The 17881-nt window shown below is 72.3% G+C and carries 18 protein-coding genes and 7 tRNA genes; 11 read left to right on the forward strand and 14 right to left on the reverse strand.

Annotation, left to right across the window (positions count from 1 at the left end; translation table 11 throughout):
- Nucleotides 1-161: 161 nt before the first annotated feature.
- The gene (locus tag ACIRNI_RS17605) at nt 162-1805 is read left to right on the forward strand and encodes a hypothetical protein (protein ID WP_403552532.1); all 1644 of its coding nucleotides are present in this window, start codon (nt 162-164) and stop codon (nt 1803-1805) included.
- Nucleotides 1806-1814: 9 nt separating this feature from the next.
- Here ACIRNI_RS17605 and ACIRNI_RS17610 read toward each other — a convergent pair whose 3' ends face one another.
- From ACIRNI_RS17610 to ACIRNI_RS17625, 4 genes are all read right to left on the reverse strand, one after another.
- On the reverse strand, nt 1815-2381 hold the full coding sequence (locus ACIRNI_RS17610) for an HIT family protein (protein ID WP_403552301.1): 567 nt from the start codon (nt 2379-2381) through the stop codon (nt 1815-1817).
- A 72-nt stretch (nt 2382-2453) separates the two neighbouring features.
- Nucleotides 2454-4436, reverse strand: a complete 1983-nt coding sequence (gene thrS / locus ACIRNI_RS17615) for a threonine--tRNA ligase (protein ID WP_403552302.1) — start codon at nt 4434-4436, stop codon at nt 2454-2456.
- 108 nt (nt 4437-4544) lie between these two features.
- A complete protein-coding gene (locus tag ACIRNI_RS17620) occupies nt 4545-5792 on the reverse strand; it encodes a hypothetical protein (protein WP_403552533.1) in 1248 nt (415 codons plus the stop codon).
- Nucleotides 5789-6355 carry a DUF4365 domain-containing protein gene (locus tag ACIRNI_RS17625; protein ID WP_403552303.1) on the reverse strand — a complete coding sequence of 189 codons (567 nt, stop codon included), beginning with the start codon at nt 6353-6355 and terminating at the stop codon, nt 5789-5791. The genes ACIRNI_RS17620 and ACIRNI_RS17625 overlap by 4 nt, the downstream gene beginning before the upstream one ends.
- Nucleotides 6356-6511: 156 nt before the next feature.
- Here ACIRNI_RS17625 and ACIRNI_RS17630 point away from each other — a divergent pair, with 156 nt between their 5' ends.
- Nucleotides 6512-7240, forward strand: a complete 729-nt coding sequence (locus ACIRNI_RS17630) for a 3'-5' exonuclease (protein WP_403552304.1) — start codon at nt 6512-6514, stop codon at nt 7238-7240.
- 57 nt (nt 7241-7297) lie between these two features.
- On the opposite strand, the gene ACIRNI_RS17635 is transcribed toward ACIRNI_RS17630, so the two are convergent.
- Nucleotides 7298-7372 (reverse strand) — tRNA-Val (locus ACIRNI_RS17635).
- Between the two features lie 142 nt (nt 7373-7514).
- On the opposite strand from ACIRNI_RS17635, the gene ACIRNI_RS17640 reads away from it, so the two are divergent.
- The gene (locus ACIRNI_RS17640) at nt 7515-9854 is read left to right on the forward strand and encodes an SCO7613 C-terminal domain-containing membrane protein (protein ID WP_403552305.1); all 2340 of its coding nucleotides are present in this window, start codon (nt 7515-7517) and stop codon (nt 9852-9854) included.
- A gap of 69 nt (nt 9855-9923) precedes the next feature.
- Here the strand turns inward: ACIRNI_RS17640 and ACIRNI_RS17645 are convergent.
- Both ACIRNI_RS17645 and ACIRNI_RS17650 read right to left on the reverse strand, forming a co-directional pair.
- Nucleotides 9924-9998, reverse strand: a tRNA-Val gene (locus ACIRNI_RS17645).
- Between the two features lie 77 nt (nt 9999-10075).
- Entirely contained in the window at nt 10076-10540 is a 465-nt protein-coding gene (locus ACIRNI_RS17650) for a TIGR02611 family protein (protein ID WP_403552306.1), read from the reverse strand.
- 190 nt (nt 10541-10730) lie between these two features.
- Between ACIRNI_RS17650 and ACIRNI_RS17655 the strand changes: the two genes are divergently transcribed.
- Both ACIRNI_RS17655 and ACIRNI_RS17660 read left to right on the forward strand, forming a co-directional pair.
- A complete protein-coding gene (locus ACIRNI_RS17655; RefSeq protein WP_003959770.1) occupies nt 10731-11144 on the forward strand; it encodes an SsgA family sporulation/cell division regulator in 414 nt (137 codons plus the stop codon).
- A gap of 298 nt (nt 11145-11442) precedes the next feature.
- Nucleotides 11443-12003 (forward strand): CGNR zinc finger domain-containing protein, encoded by a 561-nt coding sequence (locus ACIRNI_RS17660; protein ID WP_403552307.1) that lies wholly within the window; start codon nt 11443-11445, stop codon nt 12001-12003.
- A gap of 7 nt (nt 12004-12010) precedes the next feature.
- Here ACIRNI_RS17660 and ACIRNI_RS17665 read toward each other — a convergent pair whose 3' ends face one another.
- Nucleotides 12011-12217: a hypothetical protein gene (locus tag ACIRNI_RS17665; RefSeq protein ID WP_403552553.1), complete on the reverse strand. Its 207-nt coding sequence runs from the start codon at nt 12215-12217 to the stop codon at nt 12011-12013.
- A gap of 50 nt (nt 12218-12267) precedes the next feature.
- Nucleotides 12268-12696, reverse strand: a complete 429-nt coding sequence (locus ACIRNI_RS17670) for a hypothetical protein (RefSeq protein ID WP_355368396.1) — start codon at nt 12694-12696, stop codon at nt 12268-12270.
- 146 nt (nt 12697-12842) lie between these two features.
- On the opposite strand from ACIRNI_RS17670, the gene ACIRNI_RS17675 reads away from it, so the two are divergent.
- A complete protein-coding gene (locus ACIRNI_RS17675) occupies nt 12843-13376 on the forward strand; it encodes a DsbA family protein (protein ID WP_403552308.1) in 534 nt (177 codons plus the stop codon).
- Nucleotides 13377-13386: 10 nt separating this feature from the next.
- Here ACIRNI_RS17675 and ACIRNI_RS17680 read toward each other — a convergent pair whose 3' ends face one another.
- From ACIRNI_RS17680 to ACIRNI_RS17695, 4 genes are all read right to left on the reverse strand, one after another.
- A complete protein-coding gene (locus ACIRNI_RS17680) occupies nt 13387-14040 on the reverse strand; it encodes a 1,4-alpha-glucan branching protein (protein ID WP_403552309.1) in 654 nt (217 codons plus the stop codon).
- A 107-nt stretch (nt 14041-14147) separates the two neighbouring features.
- On the reverse strand, nt 14148-14996 hold the full coding sequence (locus ACIRNI_RS17685; RefSeq protein ID WP_403552310.1) for a GNAT family N-acetyltransferase: 849 nt from the start codon (nt 14994-14996) through the stop codon (nt 14148-14150).
- Between the two features lie 33 nt (nt 14997-15029).
- Entirely contained in the window at nt 15030-15842 is an 813-nt protein-coding gene (locus ACIRNI_RS17690; protein WP_403552311.1) for an aminotransferase class IV, read from the reverse strand.
- The gene (locus ACIRNI_RS17695) at nt 15839-16894 is read right to left on the reverse strand and encodes a chorismate-binding protein (protein WP_403552312.1); all 1056 of its coding nucleotides are present in this window, start codon (nt 16892-16894) and stop codon (nt 15839-15841) included. Before ACIRNI_RS17695 ends, ACIRNI_RS17690 begins: the two co-directional genes overlap by 4 nt.
- A 145-nt stretch (nt 16895-17039) precedes the next feature.
- On the opposite strand from ACIRNI_RS17695, the gene ACIRNI_RS17700 reads away from it, so the two are divergent.
- The 5 genes from ACIRNI_RS17700 (at nt 17040) to ACIRNI_RS17720 (ending at nt 17513) form a co-directional block, all read left to right on the forward strand.
- Nucleotides 17040-17112, forward strand: a tRNA-Gly gene (locus ACIRNI_RS17700).
- 35 nt (nt 17113-17147) lie between these two features.
- A tRNA-Cys gene (locus ACIRNI_RS17705) sits at nt 17148-17221 on the forward strand.
- Between the two features lies 1 nt (nt 17222).
- Nucleotides 17223-17294, forward strand: a tRNA-Val gene (locus tag ACIRNI_RS17710).
- Between the two features lie 34 nt (nt 17295-17328).
- Nucleotides 17329-17400, forward strand: a tRNA-Val gene (locus ACIRNI_RS17715).
- A gap of 41 nt (nt 17401-17441) precedes the next feature.
- Nucleotides 17442-17513, forward strand: a tRNA-Val gene (locus tag ACIRNI_RS17720).
- Nucleotides 17514-17569: 56 nt separating this feature from the next.
- On the opposite strand, the gene ACIRNI_RS17725 is transcribed toward ACIRNI_RS17720, so the two are convergent.
- Nucleotides 17570-17851: a zf-TFIIB domain-containing protein gene (locus ACIRNI_RS17725; RefSeq protein WP_356649241.1), complete on the reverse strand. Its 282-nt coding sequence runs from the start codon at nt 17849-17851 to the stop codon at nt 17570-17572.
- Nucleotides 17852-17881 lie beyond the last annotated feature (30 nt).

Raw genomic sequence — 17881 nt, forward strand, 5'->3', positions numbered from 1 at the left:
CCCGCGGTGGGCGGCATTCAGCCGTCTCCGGACACCGGACCGCGCACCCCGATAGGCTGTAGTGCTCAGCTCAGCCCGGCCACCAGGTGTGCCGGGCACGGTCGTTGGGAAGGCCGCAGAGCGGACAGCTGTGAGAGGTGGGGGCAGCGGCAGTGACGACGATGAACAGTTTCGGCCCCGGGGCACAGATCCCGATCCAGGGCTCGGCCGGACAGACGGCGGCGACGCACGCCCTCGCGTCCGCCGCGTACCGCGACGACAAGATCGAGAAGATCCTCGAGACCAACAACGAATGGCACGAGTCGACGGTGAAGAAGGGCAGGTTCTCGCTCTTCGAACCCAACCTCGGCGAAGCCTTCTCCCGCGCCGTACAGGTCAGGATGCTGGGCGGCGCCCGCAAGCCGCTCATCCAGTCCTTCGGCGCCGAACCCCAGACGGTCGTCGAGCACTGCCTGGCCGCCACCAACATCCGCAAGCAGCGCGACAAGCTCCTCACCCTGATCACCGTCTTCCTCGGCGTCGTCTTCCTGCCCGGCATGCTCGTCTGGATGACGGTCTTCCAGGTGCGCAGCAGCCTGGCGAAGTCCTCCAAGAACAAGAACGCCGGCGCCCTGGGCACCGGCCTCCTCGTCGGCGTCGGCATCCTCGCCGTCATCTTCCTGCTCCGGCTGCCCTTCACCGGCCTCCTGGCGCTCTACCTCCGGCTCATGATCGTCGCCCCGTTCATCGGCTGGTTCCTCGCGAAACGGGTCTGCGAGCGCACCGCCACGGACCTGCGCGCCCGCTGGGACTCCCTGCTCAGCGGGGGCGGCGGCATCGGCCCCAAGATCCCCGAGGCCGTGCCCCACGACCCCAACGAGACCGCCGCCGAGGAGCTGCGCCAGTCCCTGGAGAAGCTCACCGCCGAACAGCGCTCCAACGTCGTCTTCTACGCCGGCCCCAAGGGCATACTCGGCATGGGCACCCGCTGGGGCAGCTGGCACCTCGCCGAGGAGCTCGTCCCCAAGGACGGCAAGGAGATCCACGCGTTCCGCACCTGGGACGTCATCCGCCCCATCCACGACCAGCTCAAGATGCTCGAACGCGGCACCCTCAAGACCGGCTTCCCCACCCCGTCGGTCAACCACTGGATCGTCTCCCCCGTCGGCGAAGGCGCCAAGGAGGTCGCCCGCCCCGAGGGCGAGGACGTCGTCGCGTACCAGGTCAAGCCGCACGAGATACAGCGCGTCTGCAACGAGAACCAGTTCGGCAAGGGCAACCGCCACTACCTCGGCGTGCAGTTCGTCCTCTGGGACGGCCAGCTGGTCCTCACCATGATGGTCACCGTCACCGCCCTCCTGCACACGCTCCGCATCGAGGTCACCGGCCACGCCCTCGGCCCCGTCCACTCCCTCTTCACGACGAAGCCGGAGGCGCCGAAGAAAGAGGTCTCCAAGACCGTCCGGTTCTGGGAGACCAAGGAGGTGCTGCTGCCGCTGATCACCAACGACGAGGTCGTACGGCTGGCCGTCCGCGCCCCGCTGACCTGGTTCCCGCCGGTCCTCGACTTCCTCGGCGGCAAGCTCGTCCTGCCCGAGCCCTTCGGCCTGCGGCACGCCTGGGCCGCCCAGCCCTGGCGCCACCGCTTCATGGCCGACGACGCCATCCGCGCGGCCACGCCCGTCCTTCGGGCGGTGCACTCCGCGACCATCAAGATGCTCGACGAGCACGGCGTGGACACGGAGCGCTTCACCAACCGCTCGATGGTGCTCAGCGGGTTCGTCCAGGACCCGGTACCGAAGAAGGCGGACGTGTACGACGCGTGAGGCGTGTGCCTAGGCGGTCGTCGTCGGCCAGGCGTCGGCGAGCATCCTGCGGGTGTCCGCGAGGAGTTGCGGCAGCACCTTGGTATGGGCGATGGCCGGCATGAAGTTGGTGTCGCCGCCCCAGCGCGGCACGACGTGCTGATGCAGATGGGCGGCGATCCCAGCGCCGGCGGCCGAGCCTTGGTTCATGCCGATGTTGAACCCGTGCGCGCCGGAGGCGGTGCGCAGGGCGGTCATCGCCTGCTTGGTGAACACCGCCAGCTCGGCGGTCTCGGCGTCGTCGAGCTCGGTGTAGTCGGCGACGTGCCGGAACGGGACGACCATGAGGTGCCCGCCGTTGTACGGGTACAGGTTCAGCACCGCGTACACCTTCTCGCCCCGCGTGACGATCAGCCCGTCCTCGTCGGACTTCGCCGGGATGGTGCAGAACGGGCAGCCGTCGTCGGCCCCGGGGCCGGTGGGCTTGTTCTCACCCTGGATGTACGCCATCCGATGGGGCGTCCACAGGCGCTGGAACGCGTCAGGCGTCCCTACTCCGATCTGCTGCTCCGGCTCAGTCGTCATGCGAGCCAGCATATTCGCTGGGGGTGACGGCGGATGCGGCGAGGGGCGGTCCCATAAGGGACCGCCCCTCGCCGTGCCTCGGGGTCAGACCTGGACGCGGCGCTCCACCACGTCGAGGACCTTGGCGATGGCCTCGTCCTTCGGGATGCCGTTCTCCTGCGAACCGTCGCGGTAGCGGAAGGAGACCGTGCCCGCCGCCATGTCATCGTCACCGACGATGATCATGAACGGAACCTTGCTGCGCTGCGCGTTGCGGATCTTCTTCTGCATCCGGTCCGAGGACGCGTCCACCTCGACCCGCAGGCCCTTCTTCTTCGCCTCGGCGGCGAACTCCTGGAGGTACGGGACGTGCGCGTCGCCGACCGGGATGCCGACCGCCTGGACCGGAGCCAGCCAGGCCGGGAAGGCGCCCGCGTAGTGCTCCAGCAGCACCGCGAAGAACCGCTCGATCGAGCCGAAGAGCGCCCGGTGGATCATGACCGGCCGCTGCTTGGAGCCGTCGGCCGCCGTGTACTCCAGGTTGAACCGCTTGGGCTGCTGGAAGTCGACCTGGATGGTCGACATCTGCCAGGAGCGGCCGATGGCGTCCCGCGCCTGCACCGAGATCTTCGGGCCGTAGTACGCCGCGCCGCCCGGGTCCGGGACCAACGGCAGGCCCTGCTTCTCGGCCGCCTGGCGCAGCGCCTCGGTGGCCTCCTCCCACTCCTCGTCCTCGCCGATGAACTTGTCGGACTCCGGGTCGCGGGTCGACAGCTCCAGCTCGAAGTCGGTCAGGCCGTAGTCGCGCAGCAGGTCGAGGACGAAGGTGAGGAGCGAGTCGAGCTCCTGCGGCATCTGCTCCTTGGTGCAGTAGATGTGCGAGTCGTCCTGGGTGAAGCCGCGGGCGCGGGTCAGGCCGTGCACCACGCCCGACTTCTCGTACCGGTAGACCGTGCCGAACTCGAACAGCCGCAGGGGCAGCTCGCGGTACGACCGGCCGCGTGCGCGGAAGATCAGGTTGTGCATGGGGCAGTTCATCGCCTTGAGGCGGTAGTTCTGCCCGTCGAACTCCAGCGGCGGGAACATCGCGTCCGCGTAGTTCGGCAGGTGCCCGGAGGTCTCGAAGAGCTGCTCCTTCGAGATGTGCGGCGTGTTGACGAACTCGTAGTCGGCGTCCTCGTGGCGCTTGCGCGAGTACGCCTCCATCTCGCGGCGGACGATGCCGCCCCGGGGGTGGAAGACGGCCAGGCCGGAGCCCAGCTCCTCCGGGATCGAGAAGAGGTCCAGCTCGGCACCCAGCTTGCGGTGGTCGCGCTTCTCGGCCTCGACCAGGAAGTCGAGGTACGCCTTCAGCTCGTCCTTGGACGGCCAGGCGGTGCCGTAGATGCGCTGGAGCTGCGGGTTCTTCTCGCTGCCGCGCCAGTAGGCGGCAGCCGAGCGCATCAGCTTGAACGCCGGGATGTTGCGGGTGGTGGGCAGGTGCGGGCCCCTGCAGAGGTCCTTCCAGCAGAGCTCGCCGGTCTTGGCGTCGAGGTTGTCGTAGATCGTCAGCTCGCCGCCACCTACCTCGGCGTCGGCGCCCTCGGCGGCCTGCGCGGCGTTGCCCTTGAGGCCGATGAGCTCCAGCTTGTACGGCTCGTTCGCCAGCTCCTCGCGGGCGGCCTCATCGGTGGTGACCCGGCGCGAGAACTTCTGGCCCCGCTTCTGGATCTCCTGCATCTTCTTCTCGATGCGCTTGATGTCCTCGGGGGTGAACGGCTCCGCGACGTCGAAGTCGTAGTAGAACCCGTCCTTCACCGGCGGCCCGATGCCCAGCTTCGCCTCGGGGAAGAGCTCCTGCACGGCCTGCGCCATCACGTGCGCGGTGGAGTGGCGCAGGATGTTGAGGCCGTCCTCGGAGGAGATCTCGACCGGTTCGACGGTCTCGCCGTCGCGGACCTCGTACGCGAGGTCCTTGAGCTCGCCCGCGACGCGCGCCGCGACGATGGTGCGCTCGCCGGCGAAGAGGTCGGCGGCGGTAGTGCCCGTCGTCACCACGCGCTCTTCCCGCTCGGAATCGCGTTGGATGATCACACGGACGTCTGACACCGGTCTCTCCTACCTGAAGGGGAAGCGCCGCATTCGTATCGCGCGCGCCGTACCGAATGGTACCGAGGGACCGAGTCCGCCCGCGAAACGGTTTCCCCTTTCGCCCGCTCAGTCCGCGGGCCCGTCCGCCTCCCCGAAGAAGCCCAGGTTCTCCTGGAGGGACTTCATCAGCCGGTCCCGTTCCGCCTCGTCGACCTGGACGGGTACGACGTCGGAGGCGTCGGTCAGCCGCCGGAAGCCGCCCCGGCTCTCCAGGCGCCCGGTGACCCGGAGGGGCAGGCCGTGCAGGTGGGCGTGGCCCGCCGTGCGGTACGCGTCCTCGTCCAGCGCCACCCGCACGTGCGGCACCTCCGCCCCTGCCAGCACCCGGAGCCGTACGGTGCCGGCCCCGCGCGGTCCCGAGCGGCGCAGGCGTACGACGGCTCCGGTGAGGCGGACGGGGACGGAGGGCTCGTCCTGGAGGTAGCGGGCGCCGGCCTCGCGCAGGGCGGGCAGGTCGCCCGGGGAGAACTCGACCGGTTCGGGGCGGGGCGCGCACCCTTCGGGCGCTCCGGCGGCGGGGGCCCAGGCGAGGGCGATCGCGGCCCCTTCGGCGCCTCGTACGAACGCGATGAGGGCCTCGGTGAGCTCTCGGCTGGCGCCGGCCTCGACGGCGGCGTCGAAGGCGTCGTGCCGGCCGGTGGCCCGCTGGTAGTCGACGGCCTCGCGGGTGGCGTACAGGGCGTGGTAGAGCCGTGCGGTGACCGCCCGGCCGGGTTCGACGGGGACGAAGGCGGTGAGGCCGCGTCCGCCGGGGGCCGCCGCCACGAGGACGCCGTTCAGGAGGGCCTGGGCCTGCCGGCGGTGGCGTGCGCCGTGGTAGCGGGCGCGGCCGCGTACGGCGAGGGCTCCGGCGAGGAGGATCTGGCGGGCGGCGGAGCGCAGCTGTTCCTGGGCGCTCCAGGTGGCGGTGGCGGAGGGGCCCGGGGGTGTGTCGCGCCACCAGCGGATCTCGTCGCTGGGCACGGTGAGGCCGACGAGCACCTCGCGGGCGGAGGGCGCGGGGCAGCGGGCGAGCGCGGTGAGGGCTTCGCCGAGGAGGTCGTCGCAGTCCGGGAAGGCGCGGCTTTCGGGGACGAGGAGGCTGATGGGTGTGGTGCCGGGCCCGGGCGGGGTCCAGCGGCTGTAGTGGCCGGTCGCGCCGCCGCGACGCCGCCAGCCGTGCCGGCCGAGCAGCGCGCCGAGGACGAGCGGGTCGACGCGGGCGGGGTCGAGGGCGGGGCCCGTCCACGGGGACGCCGGGGATGCCGGGGGCGGGGCCCCGGTCACAGGGTGGGGGTGGGGCCGCATGGGCTCATCGGTCGGCCGGTGCATCAGGGTCTTCCTCCCGCCCCGACCCGGGTCATGATCTCGCAGAGTGCCCGGTCGTCGAAGATCCGTGTGGTGGGGATGCGCACGGTGGTGCGGCGCCTGCCGGTGACCGGGTGGCCCGCGAGGTTGGTCCAGTAGCAGCAGTGCCGCAGGTCGAGGCCGTCGTGGCCGGCGCGCAGCCACTCCTCCCGGACCCTGGGGACGATCATCACGACCAGGATCTTGTGCACGGCGACGGGGGTGCGGGCGAGCTTCACCAGGTGCTCGTTGTCGAGAGTGAAGGAGAAAGTCGGCCCCCGGGGATGCGGTGGGATCTGGTACGTGGCCTTGAGCTGCACCTTGATGGTGACTTCGTCGTCGACCACGTGCCCGGGGGCGCTGTGGCTGACGTGCCAGTCGATGCCGTTGTCGGGAAAGGGCTGGGAGAGCGAGCAGCCGGCGGCGGCCGCGACCGCGTGGAGGTAACCCACTTGGAGGGTCTCCATGCAGGCGGTGGTGGCGAGTGCGCCCCGCAGCGGTGCGATCTGCTGGGGAAGCAGCCCCCCGTGTTCGGGCTGCGCGAGCGCCATGGCTCTTCATGCCTTCCAGGCGACGACGGGGCGTCAGTTCGACAACCCCTCACCTGTGTTGTCACCGTGTTGCGTACGGTGCAAACGGCGCGGGTATCACCGTTCCGGGCAGATCGCATGACGCCATCTGCCGGGTACGCGCGAGGAGTTCGGGGTATGACGCTCTGGTACGAGGGGCCCCTGGCCGCATTCGACACGGAAACCACGGGAGTTGACGTCGAGCGGGACCGGATCGTGTCGGCCGCCGTCGTCGTTCAGGACACCGCGGGCGGGCGGGTCCGGGCCACACGGTGGCTGGTGAATCCGGGGATACCGGTGCCGCCCGAGGCGACCGAGGTGCACGGCCTGACGGACGATCACCTGCGGCGCAACGGGCGCTGGCCGGCTCCGGTGATGGAGGAGATAGGCCGGGCGCTGGCGGATCACTGTGCGGCGGGGCGGCCGCTGGTGGTGATGAACGCGCCGTTCGATCTGACGCTGCTGGACCGGGAGCTGCGCCGTCATCGGGCCTCGTCGTTCGGGCGCTACCTGGAGAACGTGCCGTTGTGCGTGCTGGATCCGAGGGTGCTGGACAAGCATCTGGACCGGTACCGCAAGGGCCGGCGCACGCTGTCGGACCTGTGTGCCGAGTACGAGGTCGCGCTGGAGGGAGCGCACGACGCGGCGGCGGACGCGACGGCGGCGCTGGAGGTGGTACGGGCCCTGGGGCGGCGGTTCGCGGCGCGCCTGGAGCGGCTGTCGCCGGCGGAGCTGCACACCTTGCAGGCGGTGTGGCACGCGGCGCAGGCGCGTGGGCTGCAGGCGTGGTTCGCGCGCAACGGGACGCAGGAGGTGGTGGATCCGGCGTGGCCCCTGCGTCCGGAGGTGCCGGCGGCGGCCGCGTAGTACCGCTTCATGGGATACGAAAAAGCCGGTCCGTACGGTGACGGACCGGCTTCCCGGTGGTGGGCGATACTGGGTTCGAACCAGTGACCTCTTCGGTGTGAACGAAGCGCTCTCCCACTGAGCTAATCGCCCGGGAACGCACTGAACCATACAGGTCCGGGTGCGTTTCCTTCAAACCCGTTGCGCTGGGTCCTCGTGGGTCGGGGCGTACTCACGCGCATCTGAGTACGAGCGCCGATGCCGGGGCCGCGTGACGGGCGCCACACTCCGCCGTATGGACAACATTCCGCCGCCCGCGCAGGAGCTGGTGCTCCTCGACCGTGAGCTGGCTCGACTGGATGCGCGCCGCGCGCAGTTGCTGGCGCGCCGGGCATGGCTGCTGAGCGTGCTGCACTCCCCTCTTCCGTCCGTTGCGCCGATGGCGGGGCGTGGAACCGCGCCCGGGGAAACCACGCCCCGGAGCGCGCAGAACGTGCTGCTGATGCTGGGCGGGGTGCTGCTGGCGGTGGCCGCCGTCGCCTTCACGCTGGTCAGCTGGGGCCACTTGGGGATCGGTGGCCGTGCCGCCGTGCTCGGTGTCGTGACGGCCGTGGCGCTGGCGGCGCCGGTGGCGCTGCTGCGGCGGGGGCTGGCGTCGACGGCCGAGTCGGTGGCGGCGCTGGGTCTGGTGTTGATGGTGCTGGACGCGTACGCGCTGCACCGGGTGGCGCTGCCGGGCGCGGACGGGCTGGGGTACGCGGCGGTCGCCTCGGGCGTGCTGGCGGTGGTGTGGGCGGGCTACGGCGCGGGGGCCGGGCGGCTGCGGCTGCCGTTGCCCGCGGCGGTGGCGGCGGCGCAACTTCCGTTGCCGCTGGGGGCGCTGGCGGCGGACGCGGGCGCGTTGTCGGTGGCGTGGGCGATGCTGGTGACAGCCGGGTTGGACGCGGTGCTGGCGCTGTGGGCGCGGCCGTCGATGGCGGTGCGCGGGGTGGCGTGTGCCGGGGCGTGTGTGGCGGGTGCCTGGGTGGTGCTGACGGGTGTCCGGCTGTCGGTGGTGACCGGTGGCGCCGGGGCGGCGGTGCTGCTGCTGGCGGCGTCGGGCCTGGCGCTGTACGTGGCGTGGCGCACGGCCGTGCTCCGGGAGGACGTGGCGGTGGTGTGCGCCGTGGTGGCGGGCCTGGCGGCGGTGGCCGGTGTGGGCGGGCTGCTGCGGGGGCCGCTGCCGGCGGGGTGGGCGGTGCCGGGGTATCTGCTGTGCGCGGTGGCCGTGGCGGCGGCGGCCTGGGCCGGGCGGGTGCCCGGCGGTGTGCGGCTGGGGCTGCTCGGCGCGTCGGGCGTGGTCCAGGGTCTGTCGGTGGCGTGGGCGGTGGCGCCGCTGGCGGTGGCCGTGGTGCGGCCGGGCCATGGGGTGCCGTGGACGACGCCGGTGGTGCTGGTGACGGTGGCTGCGGCGCTCATGGCGCCTCGGCGGGCGGAGGCCCGCACGGGTGCGCTGATCGTGGCGTCGGCGGCGGCCCTGTCCCTCCCGGAGGCCGTGCGGCTGCCGTACGCGGCGTCCCTGACGGCGCGGCTGGTGCTGACGGCGGCACTGCTGGCGCTGGTGGCCCGTCCGGGGCCGTGGGCGCGGCGGCTGCCGCGGGAGGGCCGGACGGGTGCTCCCGGCGGTGTTCTGGCGGCCGTGGCGCTCGCCTGCGCACTGGCGTCGGCCGCGGTGGCCGCGTGGGCGGCGAGTACGGGGCCGGTGGCCTCGGTGGTGGTGCCTGGGGTGCTGGCCGCGCTGTTCGCGGGCGCGGCGCTGGCGGCGGTGGCGCAGGGCGTGACCGTACGGGCGGTGGCGGCGTGCGTGGCGGTCGTGGCCGCGACGGGGTGCGTGGGCGCGGGCGCCGGCCTCGCCGCGCTGCCGGCGCACGGCACGGCGCTCGCGTTGCTCGCCGTACCCGCCGCGACCGTCGCCGTGGGTGCCCGGCTGCGGCTCCACCCGGTGGCGCTGCCGGTCGAGCTGACCGGTGCGGGCGTGGCGCTCGTGGCGGTGGGGCTCACGGCCGTCCGCCCGGCTCACCTGGCGCTGGTGCTGGCGCTGTGCGGTGTGCTGGCGGCGGCGACGGCGCTGCGCCCGGAGCGGCGTCCTGCCGCGGGGTACGCGGCCGCGGTGCTGTTCGTGGCGGCGGCGTGGGTGCGGCTGGCCGCCTCGGGGGTGGCGGCGCCGGAGGCGTACACGCTGCCGGTGACGGTGCCGGCGCTGGTGGTGGGCGTGCTGCGCAGGCGGCGCGACCCGGAGGCGTCGTCGTGGACGGCGTACGGGCCGGGGCTGGCCGCGACGCTGGTGCCGAGCCTGGTCGCGGCGTGGGGCGACGCGGGATGGGCGCGGCCGCTGCTGCTGGGGCTGGGGGCGCTCGCGGTCACGCTGGCGGGGGCGCGGCTGCGGCTCCAGGCGCCGCTGGTGCTGGGCGGTGCGGCACTGGCGCTGGTGGGGCTGCACGAGCTGGCGCCGTACATCGCGCAGGTGGTGGGCGCGCTGCCGCGCTGGCTGCCGCCGGCCCTGGTGGGGCTGCTGCTCCTCGCGGTGGGCGCGACGTACGAGCAGCGGCTGCGGGACGCGCGCCGGCTGCGGGAGACGGTGGGCCGGATGCGTTGACGGCGCGAGGTCCGGGCGGAACGCCGGAGGCCCGGAGACGTGATCACGTCTCCGGGCCTCCGGTCCGGGTGGTGGGCGATACTGGGTTCGAACCAGTGACCTCTTCGGTGTGAACGAAGCGCTCTCCCACTGAGCTAATCGCCCGGGCGCACCGCAAACATTACCGCATGTCAGAGGGTCCCCCCGCCGCAGGTGGGGGAAGGGTGCCTCCGACCACCTGATCAGCGCGGGATCCTCCACGGCATGACGATGCCGTACTTCCAGACGTAGACGCCGACGAGCGCCGCGACGATCACCAGACCGATGGTGGTGAGGATGATGTTGCGCCTGCGTACCCTCGGGTCGAGGGCGCGCTGTGCCGCCTCGGTGACCTTCCGCTTCGTCCAGCGCAGCACCAGCTGGGCCCAGACGAACTCGGTGGCCCAGATCGCCATCCCGCCGAAGATCACCACCCAGCCCGGGCCCGGCAGCGGGAGCATGACGACACCCGTCCCGACCACGGCGAGGCCGACGACGAAGACGCCGACCTGCCAGCTGAGGTGGAGCGTGCGCCGCGCCTTGATGAAGGCGGGCGCCCGCGAACCGAGCTCCCGTTCGGTGTCCTCGCCGCTCGTCACGTCCCCCGTGGCGGGTACCGGAGCCGCCGGTTGGGCGCCTCTCCTCCGCTCGTCACTCTCCGCTTTCATGAGGCCCAACCTACCGGACGGGGCGGCGACACCGGAATGGCCGTATAACCACCGGTTACACACCGCCGTACGAGCGAGCTCAACCATCACAAAACAGACAGAGGGGTTTACAACGGCACCGTAGGTGGCATGTCGATTTCGCCGACGTGCGAATCCCCGAGCGCACACTGAGCGAAAGGCCCTGGCGCTTATGAACACCACGGTCAGCTGCGAGCTGCACCTGCGCCTCGTTGTATCGAGCGAGTCCTCACTGCCTGTACCGGCGGGCCTGCGGTATGACACGGCCGATCCCTATGCCGTGCACGCCACCTTCCACACCGGAGCCGAGGAGACGGTCGAGTGGGTGTTCGCCCGCGACCTTCTCGCCGAGGGGCTGCACCGCCCCACCGGAACCGGCGACGTCCGTGTCTGGCCGTCTCGCAGTCACGGCCAGGGCGTCGTCTGCATCGCGCTGAGCTCCCCGGAGGGAGAAGCCCTGCTCGAAGCCCCGGCGAGGGCCCTGGAGTCGTTCCTGAAGCGGACCGACGCCGCCGTCCCGCCGGGCACCGAGCACCGACACTTCGACCTCGACACGGAGCTCTCGCACATCCTGGCCGAAAGCTGACCGGCTGACGAGCTGAGCGGCTGAGCCAGGCCGAGAGCCGCACGGCGCCGTCCGACTCGGGGCGACGGCGCCGCGCGGACAACCCCACACGGCCACCGACAGGCCGTACAGGACGGACACCGCGCCGTCACGGTGGAACCACCGCCGTGGCGGCGCGGTCGTGCTCCGTCCCGCTCCCCCGTGCGAGCCGGTGCGAAACCGGCACGCATCCGGCGCGGCGCGCACGAGCCGCTAGAGTCGGCGCCACATGCGGCGGGCGTCCGCCCGCGGCATCAGGCCAGGGAGCGGAGCGGAATACGTGCTGATCCCCCACGACACCCGGATCGCCCTCGACACCGTCGTCGACCTGATGAACACGGCGCCCGAGGGCGGGCGGGACGACACACTCGGGGACGTCGCCGCCTTGTACGCGTTCGTACGAAGCCACGACGTGAGCGGCGTCGACGCGCTCGACGCGCGGGATCTGAAGGCGGTGCAGGACGTACGGAAACGGTTCGCCGAGGTGTTCGCGGCGCCCGACGCCCATGCCGCCGCCGAGCTGATCAACCAGCTGGTGGCCGCGGCCGGCACCACGCCGCAGCTCACCGACCACGACGGCTACGACTGGCACGTGCACTACTTCGCGCCGGGCGCGTCGGTCGCCGACCACCTGGCCGCCGACTGTGGCATGGCCCTCGCGTTCATCCTGGTCGCGGGCGAACGGGAGCGTCTGCGGCGCTGCGAGGCACCGGACTGCGGGCGGGCCTTCGTCGATCTGTCCCGCAACCGCTCCCGCCGCTACTGCGACAGCCGTACCTGCGGTAACCGTCTGCATGTGGCGGCGTACCGGGCCCGCCGCAAGGAAGCCACGACCGGCTGATCCGGAGTCACAGCAGGAACAGGTCGTGGACCGCGGCCATGAGCAGCAGGCCACCGATCACCCCGAGGAAGATCATCAGCGGGGGCTGGGACAGCGCGAAGAGGCAGCCGCGCGGCTCTTTCGTGGTGGCGGGGGGACGCTCCCGCGAGGTATCCAGCATCTCGGGCCCGATGATGGCGCAATCGGGGTCCCGCTGATCGGGGAATACGCTCATCAACACGCTTGTGGGGGACGCCGGATGCTTCGGCTCCCCTCAGCGGCTCGTCAGATGCCGTGCTTCTTGAGGATGGCCTCGATGTCGCTGAAGTCGTCGGCGGAGCCGGACTTCCCGGCCGGGCGACGCCCGGTGGCTGTACCCGTACCCGCGCCGGAGCCGGTACCCAAGGAGGGCGCCGACGCGGCGGGCGCGACCGCGTCCGGCTGCGCGCGCCTGCCGGCCCGGCGCCGCTCGACGGCCCTGGTGGTCGTGAACAGCAGCCACGCCACCCCGAGCACGCCGAACCCGGCCCACGCCACCGGACTGAAGGCCGTGCCCGCCAGCCACTCCACGGCGCCGGTCATCACCAGCCCGAGCGGGACGAGCGCGTAGGCGGCGATACGGGCGGCGGCGAGGAACCGCCTGCGGTACGCGGTGATGGCCGCGATGCCCAGCCCTGCCGCCGACACGGCGGAGCAAACGGTCTCGGCGAGCATCCGGTCCTCCAGGGTCTGGGCGGCGGGCGGGGTCGTACGTCCCTTCCATCCTGCACCGGGCACGCACCCGGCGGCCATGGTGACCGGCCAACCTCAGGGAGATCTCCGGGTTGGGGGCGCGCGGCTCCTGCTGGAAGACTGGCCTCATGAGCGACTCCACCACCGACCGCACCGCCGAGCGCACCGCCGACCCCGTCGTCCTCGACGTCTGGTGCGAGCTCCAGTGCCCCGACTGCCACGCCGCGCTGGAGGACCTGCGCGCCCTGCGGGCCCGTTACGGCGACCGGCTGGAGGTGCGGCTGCGGCACTTCCCGCTGGAGCGGCACAAGCACGCCTACGCGGCGGCGCAGGCCGCCGAGGAGGCGCTGGAGCAGGGCAAGGGCTGGCCGTACGCGGAGGCGGTGCTGGCCAGGACCGAGGAGCTGGCGTCGCGGGGCGAGCCGCTGCTGCTGGAGGTGGCGGCGGAACTGGGCCTGGACGCCGAGGAGTTCGACACGGCGCTGATCGACGGCCGGCATCTGCTGATCGTCGACGCCGACGAGGCCGAGGGCAAGGCGATCGGCGTCACGGGCACGCCCACGTATGTGATCGGGGGCGAGCGGCTGGACGGCGGCAAGAGCCAGGAGGGTCTGCGCGAGCGCATCGAGGAGATCGCCGACCGGCTCCTGGCCCAGGACTAGGCCGCCGCTCTCAGCGCCGCAGGACGGCGACCAGGCCCCGCGCCCGGCTGCCGTCCGGCAGCTCCCAGGCGCCCGCGACATGGCCGACGGCCCCCTCGGGCAGGTCCGCCGGGCCGTCGGAAGCGGGGCTGAGGATCCGGTGCAGGAGGAGCGTCGTGCCGTCCGGCGCGGACAGCTCGGTGCGGTCGCGATGATCGACGACGGTGGTGAGGTCCGCCGGGACCGGGCCGTCGCCGGTGAAGGAGCGGGCGACCTCCTCGTCGACGGTGTCGCTGATGCTCTGGGCCTGGGCCTGGACCCGGCCCTCGATCAGGGCGAGCAGCTGGGCGACGAGGACCGGGTCGTGGCAGCCGTCGTAGACCCAGCGCTTGCCGAGCACCCCGTGCTCCGCGGTGCTGACGAGCGCGTGCTCCGCGCCCTCCAGCGGGGCGCCGCGGTAGGTGAGCGGCACCAGATAGCAAGCCGGGGCCGCGCCGGTTGCGGCGTCGGTGACCACCATGAACTCGATGCCGACCTCGCCCTCCGGGTCGTCCAGCCGGAAACCGCCGGCCGTCGTCAGCCGCGGCTCCCCCTCGCCTCCTCGGTACCACGGGCGTGAGGGCAGCCAGGAGGTGAGCATCTCCAGCTTGCTCGGCGTGATGGTGGTCTGGTGGATGACGGCCATGCCGTGGACTCTCCTCGTCGGGCGGTCGGGCGGGGTACGTACCAAGATCCACAAGGTACGCCGCCGCCTCACCGGCTGCCTAGCCCCGCTCCGGCCATGAAGCGGCCCTACAGCAGGGGCTTGAAGACGTGGAGGTGCGTCGTGGCGTAGCCGAGCGACTCGTAGAGCCGGGCCGCCGGGGTGTTGCCCGCGAAGACGTGGAGGCCGACGCGGCGCAGTCCCCAGCCGTGGGCGGTCCGTTCGGCGGCGAGCATGAGGGCCCGGCCGTAGCCCTGGCCGCGATGGCCCTCGGCGACCTCGATGTCGTACACGTACGCGACCGGCTCGCCACCGGGGTCCAGCGCGCGCCGGCCGGTCCATATGTGGCCGGCGACGGCGCCGCCGTCGCGTACGGCCACGTGGAAGGCGGTGCCCTCGGTGGCGAGGCCGTCGGGGAGGTTCGTGCGGTGGCTGGTTTCGGACGCCGCCCTGGCCGGGGCCTCCGGCACACCGCGCGCGGTCCACTCGCGGGCGAAGGCGTCCTCGGCCGTGGCGTACCACTCCTGGAACTCGGCCTCGCTCATCGGCCTCACCGTCACGCCGTCCTCGAGCAGCGGGGGCGGCGGCCCGGTGAGCTCCTTGGCCATGGTGCGGCCGCGCTCGGTGTAGCCGAGGGCCTCGGTCAGACGGAGCGCGACGGTGGCCTCGACGGGGACGGCGACCTGGACCTGGCGGCAGCCCCACCCCCGCAGGACCTCCTCGGCGGCGAGCGCGGCCACGGTGGCGCGGCCGCGCCGCCGGTCGGGCTCGTCGACGCGCAGCGAGCGGACGGTGCCGATCGCCGTGCCGAAGCCGGGCAGGGTGGCGAGCTCGACCGCGCCGACGGGACGGCTGTTCACGCAGATGTCGTACGCGCGTGAGCGCACGCCGTCGGGGGCCTGCTGAAGCGGCCCGGTCGGCCGCAGGGTGGTGGTCATCAGCTGGTTCCTACCCACCCCGCGACCGGGGGCTCACATCTGCGCGGCACGCTCCGCGAAGATCCGCATCGCCTTGGCGGTGACGGGCCCGGGTGCGCCGGGCAGGTCGCGCCCGTCGACCCGGTGGACGGCCTGGACGTCGCGCAGGGTGGAGGTCAGGAAGATCTCCTCGGCGCTCTGGAGGACGTCCATCGGCAGGTCGGTCTCCTGGGCGCCGGTCCACTCCACGGTCAGGGCGCGGGTGATGCCGGCGAGGCACCCGGAGGCGAGCGGCGGGGTGTGCAGCTGCCCGTCGACGACGACGAAGACGTTGGAGCCGGTGCCCTCGCAGAGCTGTCCGACGGTGTTGGGGAAGAGCGCCTCGGAGGCGCCCTCGGCGTGAGCCCTGGCGAGGGCGACGACGTTCTCGGCGTACGAGGTGGTCTTCAGGCCCGTGAGGGCGCCGCGTTCGTTGCGGGTGAAGGGAACGGTGATCACGGCCGTGGTGTCGGGACGGCGCTTGGCCTCGCCGAGGGCGACGATCAGGGTGGGCCCGGTGTCGCCGCGCTCGGAGCCGAGCGGGGACAGGCCGCCGGTGTAGGTGATGCGCAGCCGCCCGAGCGGCATGGGGTTGGCCTCCAGGACGGCGGCGCAGGCGCGGCGCACCTCGTCGAGGTCCGGGTCGGGCAGGCCGAGGCCGCGGGCGGAGCGGGTGAGCCGGTCGAGGTGGAGGTCGAGCGCGAACAGGCGGCCGTCCTCGGCCTTGACCGTCTCGAAGATCCCGTCGCCCACGGTCAGGCCGTGGTCCAGTACGGAGATCCGGGCGGTGTCCGCGTCACGCAGCCCGCCGTCGACCCACAGCTTCATTTTCCGATGGTCCTTCCGCTCGCCTCGTACGTCCCCGACGCTACCGCGAGCAGCCGGGAGGCCTTGAGTTCGGTCTCGGCCCACTCGCGCTCCGGGTCCGAGCCCCAGGTGATGCCCGCGCCGGTGCCGAAGCGCAGAACGCTTCCGCCGTCCGTACGGTCGATCCAGAAGGTGCGTATGCCGACGGCGAGCTCCCCGGTGCCTCGGTCGGCGTCGACCCAGCCGATGCCGCCGCAGTACGGACCGCGGGGCGCGGTCTCCAGCGCCTCGATGATCCGCAGGGCGCTGGACTTGGGGGCGCCGGTGACGGAGCCGGGCGGGAAGGTGGCGTCCAGCAGGTCCTTCCAGCCCGCTCGCGGGGCGAGCTCGCCGCGCACGGTGGAGACGAGGTGGACGAGTCCGGGGTGTGCCTCGACGGCGCAGAGGGCGGGGACGGTGACCGATCCGGTGGCGCAGACGCGGCCCAGGTCGTTGCGGACCAGGTCGACGATCATCACGTTCTCGGCGTGGTCCTTGTCGAGCAGGTCCTCGGGGGTGCGGCCGGTGCCCTTGATCGGGCCGGACTCGACGGTGCGGCCGTCGCGCCGCAGGTAGAGCTCGGGGGACGCGGTGGCGATCTCCACGCCGTGGGCCGGAAGCCGAATCGTTCCGGCGTACGGCGCGGGGTTGCCGCGCGCGAGGAGCGCGGTGAGCGCGTCGACGTCGGCGGCACCGTCCGGCAGGGGCGCGGAGAGCACCCGGCAGAGGTTGGCCTGGTAGACCTCGCCCGCCGCGATGTGCTCCCGGATCCTGCGGACGCCCGCGGTGTACGCGGCGCGGTCGAGCGACGACGTCCAGTCGCCGGCCGCGGGTCCGCTCCAGGCGCCGGGGACGGGCGCGGGGACCGGGGCCGTACGGACGTCACCGAAGCGAGCGCAGGTCAGGCGGCCCTCGAAGTCGGCGCTGACGGCCCAGAAGCCGGTCGAGTCGAGGGCCTCGGGGTCACTGGTGACATCCCGCAGGTCGGTGGCGAGGAGGCCGCCGAAGCGGGCCAGAGGAGCGAGGTCGTGCACGCTTGCGAGTCTATGGCGGGGGCCGGCGGGACGGCGCCGGGCGAGGTCAGGGCAGCACGCTGGGCAAACGCGTTTTTGTACTGGCCCGGGAATCCGCTAGAGTTCAACACGTCGCCGGGACGCGAAAGCGAAACGGAAACGACAAGCGGACGTGGCTCAGTTGGTAGAGCATCACCTTGCCAAGGTGAGGGTCGCGAGTTCGAATCTCGTCGTCCGCTCGAAGTGGGGGATCTTCCCGACCCCCTGCACTCCGGGTGGAGTGGCCGAGAGGCGAGGCAACGGCCTGCAAAGCCGTCTACACGGGTTCAAATCCCGTCTCCACCTCCAAGGACGATTAGCTCAGCGGGAGAGCGCTTCCCTGACACGGAAGAGGTCACTGGTTCAATCCCAGTATCGTCCACTGGATCTTCGGATCCCGGATCTTCGGATCCCCCGCGCGATTAGCTCAGCGGGAGAGCGCTTCCCTGACACGGAAGAGGTCACTGGTTCAATCCCAGTATCGCGCACGCAGTGCCCTTGATCCCGATGCTTTGGATCATGGTCCCGAGGACGATTAGCTCAGCGGGAGAGCGCTTCCCTGACACGGAAGAGGTCACTGGTTCAATCCCAGTATCGTCCACACCGTCCGGAGCCCCGGCCGCGTCTCGCGGCCGGGGCTCCGTGCTGTTCCCCCGCTCAGGAGGAGAAGAGCAGACGGCCGAAGCCGCGGTGGTGGCTGCCGTGGTGCCCGTGGTGGCCGTGGTGCGGCGCGCCCCAGGCGGGGGCGGAGGGAGCCGGGTAGGCCTGCGGGGCCGGCGGCGCGGGCGGGGCCTGCTGCACCCACTGGGCCTCCAGACGGGTCAGCGCCTCCAGCTCGCCGTAGTCGAGGAAGATCCCCCGGCAGCCGCTGCACTGCTCGATCTGGACGCCGTTGCGGTTGTACGTGTGCATGGGCGCATGGCACTTGGGACACTGCATGGTTGGGCTCAACTCCTCGCCGTACGGATG

The sequence above is a fragment of the Streptomyces sp. NPDC093546 genome, from assembly GCF_044765045.1.
Classification (GTDB): domain Bacteria; phylum Actinomycetota; class Actinomycetes; order Streptomycetales; family Streptomycetaceae; genus Streptomyces.